General features: G+C 36.8%; 14 protein-coding genes and 1 pseudogene. All 15 read left to right on the plus strand.

The genetic code is table 11. From position 1 onward, the window contains the following. Positions 1 to 39 precede the first annotated feature (39 nt). The 15 genes and pseudogenes from QRX23_RS04005 (at position 40) to recJ (ending at position 17,841) form a co-directional block, all read left to right on the plus strand. A pseudogene (locus QRX23_RS04005) lies at positions 40 to 1,098 on the plus strand (acyltransferase). A 34-nt stretch (positions 1,099 to 1,132) separates the two neighbouring features. After that, a complete protein-coding gene (locus QRX23_RS04010; protein ID WP_330156008.1) occupies positions 1,133 to 2,593 on the plus strand; it encodes a flippase in 1,461 nt (486 codons plus the stop codon). 50 nt (positions 2,594 to 2,643) lie between these two features. Continuing rightward, positions 2,644 to 3,573, plus strand: a complete 930-nt coding sequence (locus QRX23_RS04015) for a glycosyltransferase family 2 protein (RefSeq protein WP_150190670.1) — start codon at positions 2,644 to 2,646, stop codon at positions 3,571 to 3,573. 97 nt (positions 3,574 to 3,670) lie between these two features. Further along, complete coding sequence (locus QRX23_RS04020) at positions 3,671 to 4,573, plus strand: glycosyltransferase family 2 protein (RefSeq protein WP_330156009.1); 903 nt, start codon at positions 3,671 to 3,673, stop codon at positions 4,571 to 4,573. A gap of 110 nt (positions 4,574 to 4,683) precedes the next feature. Continuing rightward, positions 4,684 to 6,354 (plus strand): YfhO family protein, encoded by a 1,671-nt coding sequence (locus tag QRX23_RS04025; protein WP_330156010.1) that lies wholly within the window; start codon positions 4,684 to 4,686, stop codon positions 6,352 to 6,354. Positions 6,355 to 6,542: 188 nt separating this feature from the next. Further along, positions 6,543 to 7,493, plus strand: a complete 951-nt coding sequence (locus QRX23_RS04030) for an SGNH/GDSL hydrolase family protein (protein ID WP_330156011.1) — start codon at positions 6,543 to 6,545, stop codon at positions 7,491 to 7,493. Positions 7,494 to 7,574: 81 nt separating this feature from the next. Beyond that, positions 7,575 to 8,642 (plus strand): CAP domain-containing protein, encoded by a 1,068-nt coding sequence (locus QRX23_RS04035; protein ID WP_330156012.1) that lies wholly within the window; start codon positions 7,575 to 7,577, stop codon positions 8,640 to 8,642. A gap of 113 nt (positions 8,643 to 8,755) precedes the next feature. Then, entirely contained in the window at positions 8,756 to 9,781 is a 1,026-nt protein-coding gene (gene hrcA / locus QRX23_RS04040) for a heat-inducible transcriptional repressor HrcA (RefSeq protein WP_002827420.1), read from the plus strand. Positions 9,782 to 9,800: 19 nt separating this feature from the next. Continuing rightward, positions 9,801 to 10,367 (plus strand): nucleotide exchange factor GrpE, encoded by a 567-nt coding sequence (gene grpE, locus QRX23_RS04045; RefSeq protein ID WP_002827417.1) that lies wholly within the window; start codon positions 9,801 to 9,803, stop codon positions 10,365 to 10,367. Between the two features lie 55 nt (positions 10,368 to 10,422). Continuing rightward, positions 10,423 to 12,258: a molecular chaperone DnaK gene (gene dnaK, locus QRX23_RS04050; protein WP_002827414.1), complete on the plus strand. Its 1,836-nt coding sequence runs from the start codon at positions 10,423 to 10,425 to the stop codon at positions 12,256 to 12,258. A 104-nt stretch (positions 12,259 to 12,362) separates the two neighbouring features. After that, positions 12,363 to 13,286, plus strand: coding sequence for a DnaJ C-terminal domain-containing protein (locus QRX23_RS04055; protein WP_002827412.1), 924 nt, complete (start codon positions 12,363 to 12,365; stop codon positions 13,284 to 13,286). A 78-nt stretch (positions 13,287 to 13,364) separates the two neighbouring features. Then, a complete protein-coding gene (locus tag QRX23_RS04060) occupies positions 13,365 to 13,637 on the plus strand; it encodes a hypothetical protein (RefSeq protein ID WP_002827411.1) in 273 nt (90 codons plus the stop codon). Positions 13,638 to 13,651: 14 nt separating this feature from the next. Then, the gene (locus QRX23_RS04065; RefSeq protein ID WP_040760255.1) at positions 13,652 to 14,395 is read left to right on the plus strand and encodes a hypothetical protein; all 744 of its coding nucleotides are present in this window, start codon (positions 13,652 to 13,654) and stop codon (positions 14,393 to 14,395) included. A 144-nt stretch (positions 14,396 to 14,539) separates the two neighbouring features. Beyond that, complete coding sequence (gene rnz / locus QRX23_RS04070) at positions 14,540 to 15,520, plus strand: ribonuclease Z (RefSeq protein WP_330156013.1); 981 nt, start codon at positions 14,540 to 14,542, stop codon at positions 15,518 to 15,520. A gap of 14 nt (positions 15,521 to 15,534) precedes the next feature. Next, positions 15,535 to 17,841: a single-stranded-DNA-specific exonuclease RecJ gene (gene recJ / locus QRX23_RS04075; RefSeq protein WP_330156014.1), complete on the plus strand. Its 2,307-nt coding sequence runs from the start codon at positions 15,535 to 15,537 to the stop codon at positions 17,839 to 17,841.

The following is a 17,841-nucleotide window of genomic DNA, read 5'->3' on the forward strand; positions in this document are numbered from 1 at the left end:
TTTTTTCATAATAAGTTTAGATACAATAACAGGAGTGACATGAGTAATCCAGTTAACATAAGTGAACAACACTATTATTATTTGGATATTTTAAATATTGTGGCCACTTTTGCAGTAATATGGCTTCATACATCTGAATATGCCTTTCATTTTATGCCAAATGATCCCAATTGGTATTTAGGTGTATTTATTCAAGTAATTTTTATATGGGCAGTTCCAATATTTTTTATGATATCGGGAGCAAATTTGCTCAACTATCGCGAGCGATATGATACCAAAACTTTTTTGAAAAAAAGAGGGGCACGTGTGCTAGTGCCATTTCTGGTTTGGTCAATCATTTGGTATGCTTGAAATCATTTTATTTTGGGAATACCAGATTGGTCACTGTCAGGTTTGATTAATGGCATCGAACAAGATCATATTCAACCGGTCTTTTGGTTTTTTTATTATATAATTCCGGTATATATCGCAATGCCTTTTTTATCGATTTTAGCAACTAAAGAAAATAAGAAAGTCGTTGAATATATTATTTTGCTGTATATAATTGGAACTGGCATCATAAACTATGGGTATAGTTTATTGCATCGACCATTTAGTCAGCTTATATCAAATATTCCTTTAGCGTTGAGCATGGGAATGGGTATATTTTTTGTAGGTTGGTATCTACATAACTTTAAGCAAACAGAGCGGCAGAGACATTGGGTATACGGGTTGTCGTTTTTGAGCGTGGGATTTATGTTTTTATTGACAGTATTTCTTTCTATTAGTCACGGTGAAACTGCGCGTGAAGTTTATAATATATTTTCAATCGGTGGATTCATCTTGCCTTTGGGAATTTGGCTGTTTTTCCAACATCGATTCCCCAAAACTTGGCAACCAAATCCTAAAACAGGACAGTGGTTAAAACGTATTTCTGGCGCTTCACTTGGTGTGTATGTTGTCCATGAATTTATCATACAAATAGTTACTCATTTTCTACATATCAAACCAGATTCACTATTCCATTTGTTGGGGTTACCATTGATTGTCTGGCTTATTTGTCTCATTATCATACTTATACTAAAAAGAGTACCAGTCTTAAATAAAATTATTCCGTAATCAAAATTAATGATTACAAGCAGAGGATGGAACCATGCAAGTTGTCAAAAATTATTTATACAATGTGTTTTATCAGCTATTAGTTGTTTTAGCGCCTTTGATTACCATGACCTATTTGTCACATGTATTGGGTGCAGAAGGTATGGGTGTTCAAGCTTGGACTAATTCAATTGTTAGTTATTTTCTTTTGTTTGCGACTTTAGGAATTACACTCTATGGTCAACGAGAGATCGCTTATGTCCGTGATGACATTGACTTGCGTAACAAACGTTTTTGGGAAATTCAGCTCTTACACACGTTTGTCAGTGTAATTGCAATTATCTCCTATGTTATTTTTGTGTTTTTTATGCGCCAAGTTTCGAGCGAATTTAGTCAAAACACGCATCAACTTTATTTGCAAACCTGGGTAATTGTCTCAGGATTGTTAGACATCTCATGGTATTTTATGGGACTTGAGGATTTTAAGAAAACAGTTATTCGTAATTCCTTAGTAAAGATTGCGATGGTTATTCTGATATTCTTGGTTGTTAAATCACCAGCAGATGTTAATAACTATATTTTGCTGTTAGCCTTGACGCAGGTGGTTGGTAACATCACCATGTGGTTTTATATTCCAGGGCAGGTTAAACTGCCTAAATTGCGAACATTGCAGTTCAAGCGACATGTTCTGCCAACGTTAGGCTTGTTTATGCCTACCATTGCGACACAGATTTATTTACAATTGAATAAAACAATGTTGCCACTATTCCAAACAAACTCAATCGGATTATCTGCATTTTATGAAAATGCAGATAAAATCATTAAAGTGTCTTTGGCATTGGTTACTGCTTTGGGAACAGTTATGCTACCGCGTGTGGCAAATTACTTTGTAAAGGGTAATATTTTAGCGGTGAACAAAGCCATTTATAAATCAATGGATTTTGTGACCGCTCTATCAGTACCATTAATGTTTGGTATGATGGCACTGGGACCCAAAATGTCGATTTGGTATATGGGACTTCCTTTCTTGCCTGCTGGATGGACAATCTCAATTTTGTCACCAATTATTGTTTTAATTGCGTGGAGCAATGTCCTGGGAACACAGTATTTAATGCCAATCAGTCGGACAAAGGATTATACGATGTCCGTAACGATTGGAGCAATCATAAATATTGTACTTAACTTTATTACTATTCCACTTTGGAGTCTCTATGGTGCAGCGGTTGCAACGGTACTTTCAGAGGGTGCGGTGACGCTTTATCAGTTAATTGTTGTCCGTCATGATCTATCAATCGGTAAACTATTTTCTGGTACATGGAAATATATGGTTGCTGGGTTAATTATGTTTGCTGTTATTCTTCCAATGACAATGAAGCTACAAGCAAATCCTAGTGGTACAGTACTATGTATTGTTGTTGGTGCAGTTATTTATTTTGCAATTATTTTCTTATTACGCGCTAAGCTTGTAATGGAAAGTATCGGTTTTGTAAAAAAAATTTTAAAGGATAGGAAATGATTGGAATTTTGCTATAATAGAATGCAGTAAGATTTCAAAAAGGGGAAGAAATGGCTAAATTATCTTTGATTGTACCGGTCTTTAATGAGCAAGACACTGTAAATTTATTTTATGATGCAATAGAAGAGGAACATAAAAATTTTGCCGATTATGAATTAGAATATTGGTTCATTGATGACGGATCTTCGGATAATACAATGGACGTTGTGGAAAAGTTGATTGAGAAGGATAATCATGTCCACACAGTATCATTTTCTCGTAATTTTGGTAAAGAGTCAGCATTATATGCAGGGCTTGAACACGCAACGGGTGAATATGTTGCAGTAATGGATGTTGATCTTCAGGATCCGCCTTCAATGTTGCCTGAAATGTTGGCTGGCGTGTCGTCTGGTGAATGGGATGCGGTGGGTGCTCGTCGTACCAGCCGTGAAGGTGAGCCGGTCATTCGTTCATGGTTCTCAAATTTGTTTTATAAATTAATTAATTCAATGTCTGATACGCATATTGTTGAAGGAGCCCGTGACTTCCGAGTAATGAGCCGACAAATGGTTGATGCCATTTTGAGTATGCAAGAATATAATCGTTTCTCAAAAGGTATTTTTTCTTGGGTTGGATTTAAGCAAAAGTATTTAGATTATAAAAATCAAGATCGGGTTGCTGGTAAGACATCATGGTCTTTCTGGGGTCTATTTAGATATTCAATTGAAGGATTTATTGACTTTTCACGAGCACCACTGTTACTAGTTTCTGTTCTTGGTAGCATTGCCTTTGTTTTGGCGTTAATTGGTGCATTAGTTGTATTTATTCGTGCCATTTTATATCCAGATACTTCGGTCTTTGGTTGGCCATCAATGGTGGTTATTATTCTAGCATTGGGTGGTGTTCAACTTTTGAGTATTGGTATTGTTGGTCGATATATTTCAAATATTTATTTAGAAGTAAAAAAGCGACCAATCTATGTTGCTAAAAAAGTGAAATAATCTAAGCATACTTTTAGGTCGCAAATGTATAAGTGTATATGAACATGTTATATATGTTCATTTATAAAAATAGTTAATAGTTGGGAGACTATCTAATATGACTGTGAGTGCGGTTGTGGTAACGTATAATCGGCTACCAATGTTAAAAGAGGTCATTGAAGCCTTACAAAATTCTGAGACGAAGGTAGATAATATCATCGTTGTTGATAATAATAGTAAAGAGGATACTCAAGAGTATCTAACAAGTTTGGGTGACGCGATTCGATACGTTCGCTTAAAAGACAATATTGGTGGATCTGGTGGCTTTAATAAAGGTGTTCGTTACTTCATGGAAGAAACGACTGATGACTACGTCTGGTTGATGGATGATGACACAGTGCCAACACCAACAGCCTTAACTGAGTTGGTAAATGCAGCGAAGAAGATTAATAATCAATTTGGCTTCTTGGCATCTGATGTTCGTTGGACAGACAATTCACGAGCACAAATGAATCTACCATCTCCAAAGAGTAGGTTCCATAAAATTTCATTACATGCGACTGAATTAGAACCACTGCGGAATGCAACTTTTGTGTCAGTTATGTTTAGTCGAGAAGTTGTCGCAAATATTGGTTTGCCAATTACCGAATTCTTTATTTGGGGCGATGACATTGAGTATACTGAGCGTTCTGCGCGAGTACTACCAGGATATATGGTTCCAACATCTCGAGTTATTCATAAGATGGCAAACAATATTGCATCTAATGTTTCTTTGGACACAATTAATCGTGTACCTCGTTATTTCTATGCCTTTAGAAATCAAATGTACTTTAGCCGACAAAGAGGTTTGCTATTGTATTTGAGAACACATCTAAAGGTTCTATATGAAATTTTTAGAGTATTCTTAAATCACAAACCTAATATGCGCTTGCGTTTGAAAATGATTGTTAAAGGAACTGTAACTGGGTGGTTCTTCCGTCCAAAGGTTGAATTTGCTAAAAACAAAAAAGTTAGTCACTGATAGTTGTGCAGAAGTGTCTATAATGGAGGTTGTTAATGTTACGTTAGCAACCTTTTTATTTTGAGTATTTAAATCTAGCTAATTACATTCAAAAAGGAATAATAGAACCCATGATTTCAAAAATAAAATCAACAATTAATCGATATCCCAATTTTTTTAGTTTATTATTATTTGTTTTGTTGAGCTTTTTGCTTGTTTTACCATATTTACATGGACCTGCGTATCAACATATGCCGGGTTGGGATGGTAGGTTTCATATTTCACGTGTTGCTGAAAGTTATTTAAATCTAAAAGCAGGGCATATCACCCAAATAAATCCAAGTATTATGACAAAAACATTTGGATCGTTTGGGTACCCGCAAAATATATTTTATCCGATATTCGTTATGTTACCCGAGGCCTTTTTGCAATTAATTATTGGTAATGCCTATGGTGCTTATTTAGCTTTTGTTGGACTAATATTCTTTCTAACATTTGCATCAATGTATGTATGCACTCTAAAATTATCAAGTAATCATTACACTGCTTTACTTAGCAGTATTTTGTATGGATTAGGTCATTTTACGCTCACAATTAACTTGTTTTATCGTAGTTTTGGTGGCTCATTTGCTTTTATTTTTATTCCCATTGCTTTTTATGGTATTTATCAAATTGCAATTGCAGATTATCGAAAGTGGTGGATATTATCACTTGGTGTTACGGGACTAATTTTTAGCGATTTACCGGATGCAAGCGTCTCGCTTCTTTTACTATTGTTAAGTTTCTTAGTGACATTTACAGCATCTGAATCAATTCAAACCAAAGTAAAACGCTTTTTACGGTTAATCTACGCAGGTATATTAACAATTGGTCTGACAGCTTTTTTTCTATTCCCGTTAATTCAAAATCTATTATTTGTAAAAAGTATAGCAGTAACGAAGCTGATGCTATCAAAGACAGCATATCCATTAATTAATCTATTTATTACAGATAAATTAGCATCATATAGTTTAGGAATTTCAGGTTTAATTCTAGTTGTATGCATTGCTATCTATTGGCAAAAATTTAAGGCACCATATAAGTATTTTTCGGTCATGCTAATTATTTCTATATTAATGGCATCAACCGTTTTTCCATGGACACCACTTGATAAGTATTTAAGTTTTATCCAATTTGTGGGTCGTTTCTTATATTTTGCTACTTTTCTTGCTGCTTTATTAGGAGCAAGTGCCATTACAGAATTAGTTCATGGCATGCAAAATAAAAAAATAATTATTAGTTTATTTTGTGTGATTGGAATTCTTGCTGGTACGAGCTTGAATTTTAATATCAAACACAGTCAGGTCAATGATTCAGTTTACGAGACTAGTTGGCGTGATTTTCAAAAAAGTACTTTAAACAATAACGTCTATGATTATTTGCCAAGTAAATCTGTTGGTTTAAAAGATAAGTTGTTGAAGCATGATATTAATGTGATGAATCCTAAAAAGCAAGTCAAACAATTAGAATGGTCAACAGGATATAATGTTATTCATTATCAAATTAAAGCACAATACGCGTATGAAAAATTAATTTTGCCAAATATCTATTATCCAGGATTTGTAACTTACGTTAATGACACAAAGGTTGATGGTGGTTATACAAAACAAAATTTGATAACGATACCTATAAAAAAGGGGATTAATCAAATTGACGTACGCTATATCAAAACACCTGTTCAACTGTTCTCAATTTGGTTAAGTGTGTTTTCATGGATTGGATTATTGATTTTTAATTTGTTATCCCTGAAGAGGAAAAAATAAGTACTTGGCTAAATTGGTAGTTGTCATATATGCCAAATCTAAATTTTCACTATATTTAAAGCGTCTCATACTTGTTAGGTCTTAATGCCAAACAAGTATGAGACGTTTTTTTTACGTTCAATAATATTTTTAAAAATATCAAGTATCGCTATTATCATAGAAATGATAAATATATTGAGGTAATTTAGATGTTAGGAATAAAGTTGATTTTAGCGCTTGGAATGTGTGTACTAACAGTTTGCACTGGTCGCCACAGCGTGTTAGCAAGAGAGCGACTTCTTTGTGGGGATGAAATAGTAAAGAAAAATGATTTAAGTAGATTGTGTGGGCAAAAAGGATGTTTGAACTTGTCACAAATGCTTTACTTTAAAAACAAAAAAATTTGGATCGTGGGTGACTCATTAATGGTGGGCTGGGATGGTACAAAATTACTAAAAAACAATTGCCCAAAATTAATATCACAAGCATTACGGCCAAAGGTAATAAATAATCGATATTCATTTTCTGGTGCACAAATTAGCGGTAATCGAAATCAGGGTACGGTCGATTTGACCAATAATGTCTCACAAATTATTTTGAATTCGCAATTTAAATCTGTAGATATTTTGTTATTGTCATTAGGTATAAACGATTTAAATTATAGTGATAACAATATTGGTTACATTCAACAGCGACTACAAGCGAATATTATCCGACTAAAGTCAAATAATTCTAATGTAGTAATCATAGGTATTTTGCCTTTTGAATCATATTTAAAAACGAAAAAAAGGCAATATCAGCTGCAAGAGATGCGAGCGGCATTGACAGAAGTTTACCAGAGCTTTGGCATACCAGTTTTAAGTTGGCAACAGGCAGGATTTTTTATTGGCTATTCTTCACTGAATGACGGTGTTCATCCGAAATACATGACTTATAGAAGAATGAGTACAACGATTATAAATTTTATGATTCAAAATAAAACTACTCAGCCAATTGTTTTAAAAAAGCAGCGGATTTTTGTATCAAATGGTTGGCAAACAAATGAACAAGGTTATCGGCAGTATGCTAAAAACAATATTTTACTGACAGATTGGCAAAAGATTGGTCATACGAACTATTATTTTGATCCAATTAATAAATCAGTGGTGTTTGAAAAATAATTTAAAAAATCGTGGACAAATAATGGCAAATAACGTCCTTGTATATAGCTCAATTAATGACAGTTAATACAGGAGAAGAAGATGATCCAAATAAAGAAATGGTTACCAATAACAATTATTACTGTTGCCATAAGTGTTACGTATCAAGAAATTTCGATGACTCAAATTTGTGCAGATAATAAGAACGGCTATATTAATCAGCGTTTCTATAAGGATAATGTATTGGCAAATGGCTATTTAAATGATGGTCAGCAGTGGTTCCTGTTTAAGGATGGAAGCAAGCAAATTGAAATCCAAAAATGGCAAGAAAATTATTATTATTTTGATCCCAAAACAGGGTTAAGGTCGGACGATGTGTTTAGGAATCAATGGGGTAATACTTATTATTTTGATAAGAATGGTATTGCTGTCTCTGGGTTTCAATTAATTTCCGGTAAAAAATATTATTTTGGCGATGATGGTACGCATTTTTTGCGCAAAAATACTTGGCTCAATATAAACGGCAAGCAATATTATGCTGATATAAATGGTGTTATTGTGAGTGGCGTTCAAAAAATTGATAGCAACTATTATTTCTTTAATATTGATACAAATGATTTGCGAAAAAAACGAGATTATATTTTGTCACAATGGGGTAAATGGTATTTAATTAATGAACTAGGAATCGTTCAAAGCGGGTTACAATACTGGGCAGGCGATAATTACTATTTTGATCCAGTGACCTTCTTAAAAGTCGAAAATCAAACAAGGAACATTAATAATGTTGACTGGTATTTTGATAATCAAGGTATCGGACATAAAAAAATTGATCAACGAATTGTGGAAGATATTACTTTTGCTGAATTAAATAAGATACGAAAAATGTATGGACGTCACCCACTGGTATGGGATAATCAACTCGCACAATTGGCACAAAATAGGGCAAGTCTCACAAATAAGACTGGTATTCCTGCAAATCACTGGCGTACACCAAACGAGGTGATAGGTATTGGGTGGCAGAAAGGAAATAATGTTATCATGGCTTGGTTTAATGAAACAAATATGTTGCCAAAAGGAACTCGAGGACATCATGATTGGTTGTTAAATAACAGTGTTACTAAGGTTGGTTTTGGCTATTCTGGTAATGTCATTGTTGGCAAGTCCAATTAAAATTAGCACTTAATAATAAAGAGTGCTAAAAGGTGTTGACAAGTTAACTTCAGGCGTGTACTATAATAACTGTTAGCACGAAGTAGTTGAGAGTGCTAAGGAAGGTGGCGCGTATGTTAACGGACAGACAGCGGCTAATATTAGCCACAATAATTCGCGATTACGCAAAAACCGGCAAAGCTGTTGGATCTAAAACGCTATTAGGTGAATTAGATTTGACAGTCAGTTCAGCAACTGTGCGAAATGAGATGGCACTACTAGAGGAATTGGGCTTGCTACAAAAAGAGCACACTTCATCGGGTCGCGTGCCTTCACAACGGGGCTATCGCTATTATGTTGATGAATTAATGCATCAACATCATTTATCAAAAGTTGTTCAACAATCATTAGAACGTGTGTTTAATCGTAACTTTCAGGAGATTGACGATTTGATGCAAACGATGGTAGATGAATTAGCGAGTCTGACAGGCTATACGGTTGTTGCTCTAAAACCTGAATCAGCTGATATTCGGCTTTCGGGTTTCCGCCTAGTACCAATAAATGGTCAGCAAATAATGGCCATTATTGTAACTAATGATGGACAAGTTACCAGTCAAAGTTTTAGATTGCCAGAAGGAACGTCTGTTCGATATCTTGATGATATGGTTGATTATATTAATAGAACATTAGTTAACCAACCAATTATTGAAGTATTAAGGACACTAACAGGTGATTTGCCTTGGCAAATGGAACGAACTATCCGTACACCGGTTGCGTTTTTACAACTGTTTGGTGACGTATTAGCGCGATCGATTCATGATAACGTATTTATTGGCGGTTATTTAAATGTTCTTGACTTTACTGTTGATTCAAGCTTGCAAGATGTCAAGCAACTATATCAGTTGCTTGACTCAGCACAAGATATGAGACGTGTTGTTGGAACTGCTAATGATGGAGTGATTGTACAAATCGGTGATGAAAATGGTAATGATTTATTGTCACCATATAGTCTAGTATCAGCCACATATCGTGTAGCACAGTATGGCGTTGGCGCAATTGCTATTTTGGGTCCAACATCTATGCGTTATGCTGACATGGTGAGTTTGGTTGATGCGTTCCGCAGTGCTTTATCGCAACAGTTACTGGAGTATTATCGATAGTTAGAAAAGAGGTGTTAACATGTCAGAAGAGAAGCAAACCCCTGAAGAAGAAATTGAGGTTGTCAGTGAAGAAGCGGATGTTGACACTGAAGCTAAATCTAGTGAGGCAGAAAAGCCTGAGCAAGAAACAGAAGCAGATCAAATTTCTGACCTAAAGGACAAAGTTGCCGAAGCTGAGGACAAATATTTACGTGCAGAAGCTGAGATGCAAAACATGCAGTCTCGATATGCTAAAGAACAAGTTCAAGCTGTTAAATTTGCAAACCAAAAATTAGCAGCTTCAATTCTACCAGCGGTAGATAACTTGGAACGCGCACTACAAGTAGATGCTGAAGATGGTGCAGCAAAGCAAATTAAGACTGGTGTTGAAATGGTTTATAAAACACTGATTTCAGCACTTGAAGAACATGATGTTAAGGCAGTTGGTGAAACTGGCGAAACATTTGACCCGAACTTCCACCAAGCAATTCAATCAGTACCTGCGGATGATGATCATCCTGCAGATACGATTGCAACGGTTCTTCAAAAGGGTTATGTCTTAGCTGATCGAGTAATTCGACCAGCGATGGTAGCTGTTTATAACTAAACAACTAATCATTAAATAATATATAAAAAATCTGATCAATAAGAGGTAAATTATTATGTCAAAGATCATTGGAATTGATTTAGGAACTACAAATTCTGCTGTTGCTGTTATGGAAGGTGGATCTCCAAAGATTATCACTAACCCAAACGGTGGTCGTACGACACCATCAGCTGTTTCATTTAAGAATGGTGAAACACAAGTTGGTGATACAGCAAAGCGTCAAGCAATTACAAATCCAGATACAATTTTGTCAATCAAGTCACACATGGGTGAAGCTGGTTACAAGGTAACTGTTGATGGCAAAGATTATACACCACAAGAAATTTCAGCAATGATTCTACAATATATCAAGAAGTATGCTGAAGATTACTTAGGTGAGACAGTTGACAAGGCTGTTATCACTGTTCCCGCATACTTTAATGATGCGCAACGTCAAGCAACTAAGGATGCTGGTAAAATTGCTGGCTTGCAAGTAGAACGTATTGTTAACGAGCCAACTGCTTCATCATTGGCATATGGTCTAGATAAGCTTGATCAAGATCAAAAGATTTTGGTTTATGACTTGGGTGGTGGAACATTTGATGTTTCTGTTCTTGAGTTAGGTGATGGTGTGTTTGAGGTACTATCAACTAATGGTGATACACACCTTGGTGGTGACGACTTTGACCAAAAGATCATCGATTGGTTAGCTGATGGCTTCAAGAAGGAACACGGCATTGACCTAAAGAATGATAAATTAGCATTACAACGTTTGAAGGATGCTGCTGAAACTGCAAAGAAGACTTTGTCATCAGCCACTGAAGCTCAAATTGATTTGCCATTTATCACAGCTACTAATGAAGGTCCATTGCACTTGCAAACAACATTGTCTCGTGCGCAATTTAACCAATTGACAGCAGACCTAGTAAAGCGTGCCGAAGGTCCTGTTCGTAGTGCTTTGAAGGATGCTGGTCTTTCAATGGGTGATATTGATAAGGTTATTTTGAACGGTGGTTCAACTCGTATTCCAGCTGTTCAAGAATCTGTTAAGGAATTGACAGGTAAGGAACCAGATCACTCAATTAACCCTGACGAAGCGGTTGCACTTGGTGCAGCTGTTCAAGGTGGTGTGATTACTGGTGATGTTAAGGACGTTGTTTTGCTTGATGTTACACCATTATCACTTGGTATTGAAACAATGGGTGGTGTCTTCACAAAGTTGATTGATCGTAATACAACGATTCCAACATCAAAGTCACAGACCTTCTCAACAGCAGCCGATAACCAACCAGCTGTTGATATCCATGTCTTGCAAGGTGAGCGTTCAATGGCAGCTGACAACAAGACACTGGGACGTTTCCAATTAGCTGATATTCCTGCTGCACCTCGTGGTGTACCACAAATCGAAGTTAAGTTTGATATTGATCGTAATGGTATTGTGTCTGTTTCTGCTAAGGACTTAGGTACAAACAAAGAGCAAAAGATTACAATTCAAAGCTCAGGATCATTGTCAGATGAAGAAATTGAGCGTATGATGAATGACGCGAAGGCAAATGAGGAAGCTGATAAGAAGCGTAAGGACGAAGCAGACTTGCGTAACGAAGTTGACCAATTGATCTTCCAATCAGAAAAGACGTTGGAAGAAGTTGGTGACAAGCTACCAGCTGACGAAAAGAAGCCAGTAGAAGATGGTGTTGCTGATTTGAAGGCAGCTAAAGAAGCTGATAACTTAGAAGATATGAAGGCAAAGAAGGAAGCTTTGGAAAAGGTTTCTCAAGAATTGGCCGTTAAGTTGTATCAACAAGCACAACCAGAAGAAGGCAAGGACGGAGCTGCTCAAGACGGTAAGTCAGGCGATGACAATACTGTTGATGGTGACTTTGAAGATGTCTCAGATGACGACAAAAAGTAAACTAAACTAACGATCTGAACACCCCTACGTTACAGACCGTACGCCTTTGTGAGAATAGCAGCTCACAAGGCGATACATATTTAAATTTTAGGAGGACTTGCCTCATGAATAATACTGAATTATATGAGCGTTTAGGTGTTGATAAAAATGCCTCACAAGATGAAATTAAGAAAGCTTACCGTAAGCTATCTAAGAAATATCACCCGGATATTAACCATGAAGCAGGTGCTGAGGAAAAGTATAAAGAAGTTCAAGAAGCCTACGATACATTAGGTGATGAACAAAAACGTGCAATGTATGATCAATACGGTGCGACCGATGGTCAACCAGGTGGTCAAGGCGGTTTCGGCGGCTTTGGTGGTTTTGGTGGCGGTGGCGCTCAATATGGGGACTTCTCTGATCTTGGCGATATTTTTAGTCAAATGTTTGGTGGCGGTTTCCAAGATCCAAATCGTCCACGTAAGGGGCAAGACTTACAGTATCGTATGAACTTAACCTTTGAAGAAGCGGTGTTTGGAAAAGAAACAACTATTTCATATACGCGTTCTACAGATAATGGTAAACAAGAAAGTAAAGAGTTAAAAGTTACTGTTCCCGCAGGTGTTGAGAATGGCCAACAGATGCGTTTGTCTGGTCAAGGTGAAGCAGGATTTAACGGTGGCCCATACGGTGATTTGTTTGTTGTATTCCATGTTGCACCATCTAAAGATGGATTTGAACGTGAAGGTGCGACAGTATATTCACGCATGGGTGTTGATTTTACAACCGCAACATTGGGTGGCGAAATTGCTGTTAAAACTGTCCATGGTGATGTAAAGCTTAAGGTACCAGCCGGAACGGCAACGGAGACTAATTTCCGTTTGCGTGGTAAGGGTGCACCGCACATGCGCAATAATAACAACAATGGAGATCATATTGTGACATTGTTTGTTGATGTGCCAAAGAAGTTAACAAAAGAACAGAAGAAGGCCCTTGAAGCTTTCCGTGAAGCCATGACTGGTGAGCATAAAAAAGGATTTTTCGGTTAATATAGCTACAAGTGACTTTATTTAAGGTTGCTTGTTTTTTTATATGTCATAATATATAAATGAAATGGAGTGTGCGAAGTGCGATTAGGAGATTTAAAAATATCAACAGGTGGTATGCCGATAAACCGTCCAATCGCAACGCGTCTATTTGTGACTACGTTTGAATCAATTAGAATCGTCGGTATAGATGGAAACTTTTTGGTTTTAGAAATAGATAAAAATCAAGTAACGACAATTAATGATCTACAACAGTATCATGATGATTTAGAAATTGTCATTCGTGATAGTGATCAAACATTACATAAAATATACGGCTATCGCATTATTGAGGATGTTATTGTGTTAGGCTGATGAGGAAGGAAAGTATGCAAAGACGAATAGGATGGCTTTTAACAACAATTATAGGTATTGTTGCCGTTATTGTTGTTTTAGTGTTGTATCGCAGTAATGAGCAACCTACCCGTGTTCGAACGATGGCGGAGGTTAACCTAACACATAACAAACGCCCTTTTTCAAAAAAAGATAGTGACAAAGATAGTAGCTATGAACCAACTAAGAAAGATTTGGCAGATAAAAATTATGTTAAAACTGGCCAAATTAAAAAAATTGGTCAATATCAAATCACTGAAAATGGTCTTGTACAAAAATGGGTTGACAGTAAAAAGGTTAATCGTACCATAACGAATGGATCAATTAGTTATAAAATTGAACAAATTAATACCATTGAAAACACAGCTCGGACACAAAATGCTTTGGTTGCAGCAAGGCATACGTTAAATGACCGAAACATGTCTGATAAGTTTACAACATTGGTGATTAGTTATAGAGTTACGAATAACAATGCAGTGACAGCGATAACGCCAGGGATTACAGCAATTAAATATCCTGGGAGTATAACCATGTCAGCATTGAGTGGTATTTATAATGATGGACAGTTGAACACGGCTGGCATTGTACCGTATAGTACAGTAGTTACGACAACAACTGTTTTGGTGCCTAAAAAGGATGTTGCCAAATTGAAGTCGCTTGACGTACAATTCGCAACTGTGAAAGATTCAGCTGGTAATGAAATTGAGAAACCTTCTGACGTTGAGACAATTACTTTTTAACGATGTAAAACCGCTGTATTAAACGTTTAAAAGATGATAATATTGTAGAGAGTGTTGACCGTCATTTTAGACGGTTTTCTTTTTGAATAAGTTTGATACTTATACATGAACAAATATTTAAAAAAAGATAAGGAGTTCCTAACTATGCAAATTGAGTTTCTGGGAACTGGAGCTGGTTCGCCAGCACATTTTCGTAATGTAACAGGGGTTGCTTTACGATTACTTGAAGAAATTAACGAAGTATGGTTGTTTGATGTTGGTGAAGGAACCCAACGTCAAATGTTACAATCAACAATTCGGCCCCGTAAAGTCACTAAGATATTCATTACACACTTACATGGTGACCATATTTATGGGCTGCCAGGATTGTTATCATCACGTTCATTCCAAGGTGGCGAAGATGAACTAACGATTTATGGTCCAAAAGGTATTCGCCAATTTGTGGAAGTTAGTTTGCGTGTCTCACAGACACACCTAACTTACCCAATTAAGTTCGTTGAACTACCGGATGATGGGGGCGATGTCTTACAGACGGATAAATTTACAGTTTCTGCATTACCATTGGATCATCGAATTATTTCATTTGGTTATCGTGTGACAGAGCATGCACACCCAGGTGAGCTACTAGTTGAGCGTTTACGTGAATTAAACGTGCCTGCTGGGCCGTTGTATGGTCAATTAAAGCAAGGAAATGATGTCACTTTGGCAGATGGTCGCACAATCCATGGTGCAGATGTTATTGGGGCACCACAACCAGGCCGTTGTGTTGCAATTATTGGTGATACACGCAAAACAAATAATACAATGACCCTTGCAAGAAATGCAGATGTTTTAGTTCATGAATCGACTTACGGTAAAGGTGAAGGTAAGCAGGCTCGTAATCATTTCCATACGACTAGTGTGCAAGCAGCAACTATTGCGAAACAAGCCCAGGTTGGTCGACTATTATTAACACATATTTCTGCCCGCTATGCAGGAAAGGCAGCGAATGAATTAGCTTATCAAGCACGTTCAATTTTTCCAAATACGCGTGTTGTCAATGATTTTGATGTCTTTGACATTCCGTTTGGTAAACAAGGAAACACAAAACCAGTGAAATTGACTGTACCTAGTGAGGTTGAGTAGTAAGGAGGCAGCGTATGATTGATTCACGTTATCAATGGGAATTTCCTGAAGTAAGTAATCAAAAGGCGGTTAAAACGATCAGTGAAGCGTTTGGCGTCACAGAGTTGATTGCTAAGATTTTAGTTAATCGAGGTTATGACACTATTGAAGCTGCGAATGCCTTTTTAAGACCTGATCTTTCTGGTTTGTATGATCCATTTTTGTTGCATGATATGGATAAAGCAATTACACGTCTGATGCAAGCCATTGATAATGGACAAAAGATTATTGTCTATGGTGATTATGACGTTGATGGTATGACTAGTACAGCTATTATGACTTGGGCGTTGGAATTAATGGGAGCGAACGTAGACTACTTTGTTCCTAGTCGTTTTAGTGATGGTTATGGTCCAAATTTAGCAAACTATCAAAAGTTAGCTGCTGAAGGAATGCAATTACTAGTGACTGTTGATAACGGGGTTTCAGGAAAAGATGAAGTGGCATGGTTAATGTCACAAGGGATTGATGTCATTATTACTGATCATCACGAACTACCAGAGGAACTACCAATTGCAACAGCTATCGTCCATCCACGCCATCCTGAAGGTGAATATCCATTTGGTGGTCTTTCAGGAGCTGGTGTGGCTTTTAAAGTGGCATCTGCTTTACTTGAAGAACCTGCTGACGAAGTATTAGACTTAGCAGCCTTAGGGACAGTTGCTGATGTGATGTCATTAACGGATGAGAATCGTATTATCGTTAAGCAAGGTCTTGAAAATCTGAAATTAGATCCTCGTCCTGGACTTGCAGCATTATTAGCAGCAGCTGGTACGCAATTATCTGACATTGACTCTTCAACGATTGGTTTTACGATTGCACCAAGATTAAATGCATTGGGTCGGTTAGAAGATGCAACTACTGGTGTGCAATTATTATTAATGGATGATATTGGGGGTGCCAAACCTTTAGCTGATCACATCAATAACCTAAATCAAGAACGTCAACAGTTAGTCACAACTATTACCGCTGCAGCACAAGAGCAGGCTGCACAGTTGCGTGATGATCCAGTACTTGTGGTTGCTGGTGAAAATTGGCACGAAGGTGTCTTAGGAATTGTTGCTAGCAAGTTAGTCGAGCAAACAGGTAAACCAACAATTGTCTTGAATATCAATGGTGATGAGATGAAAGGATCCGGTCGTTCAGTACCATCCTTTGATTTATTTACAGCTTTAGATGGACATCGTGATTTAATGACTGCTTTTGGTGGGCATGCAAGTGCTGCAGGAATGACAGTGCCAACTAATAATTTAACTGCATTGAGAGCTGCTTTGCATGATGCGGCAGCACAACAAGAATTAGCTAATGCACAAAAACCGAATCTTCAAATTGCTGCAAAAGTAAGCGCTGCTGATTTTACGAAAGAAAATTTTGATAATTTACAAGTACTGGCACCATTTGGTGAAGGTAATCCGGAACCCTTATTCATGTTGGATTTACTGGGTGTTAATCAAGTAAAAACAATGAGCGATGGTAAACATTTACGATTTATTGCACAAACAGATACGGACCAATTACCCGTGATTGCCTTCGGCTGGGGAAATCAAGCAAGTGCGCTTGCAGGTCATTTTTCTTCTCTACAGATTATCGGTACGATGAGTCAGAATTCTTATCGAGGGAACATTTCATATCAATTAATGTTACGTGATATGTTAGCTGAAGGAGCGGCTATTTTGGATTGGCGCACGAGCCATCTTACCAGACAAACTTTTAATAAGCCCGTAACCTACGTTTTTTTCAAAGAAAATCATTTACAACAGTTAGCAACATATATTGATTCAGCTGCACAACCTTTAATGTGGCAAGATGCAATGAATGAATCGGACATTCAAACAATGGTACTAGTTGATTTGCCCGATTCCTTAGATCAATTACAAATGTTATTAAAGGCAAGTACGCCAGGTAGATTAGCACCAATGTTTTACGTGCAGTCACCAGTTTATTTACAACCTGTACCAAGTAAGCAAGTCTTTTCTAATGTTTATAAATTTGTCTATTCATTCAAAAACATCAACTTACAAACACAATTTGATGCGATGATTAATCATCTGAAAATCTCTAATATGACATTAAAACTAATTTTAAAGGTGTTTTTAGAGGCAAAATTTGTTACAATTGACAATGGTGTTTTGAATGCTGTGCCTAATCCAACGCCGATGAAATTAACACAGACAAAGACGTTCCAACGATTTATGGCTCAGCGAGATCTTGAACAACAACTAATTTACAGCACAACAGCTGAATTAGAAACTTTATTAATGAATTTAAGTAAGCAGGAGAGCTAG

Source organism: Weissella paramesenteroides (assembly GCF_036327715.1).
Taxonomy (GTDB): domain Bacteria; phylum Bacillota; class Bacilli; order Lactobacillales; family Lactobacillaceae; genus Weissella; species Weissella paramesenteroides.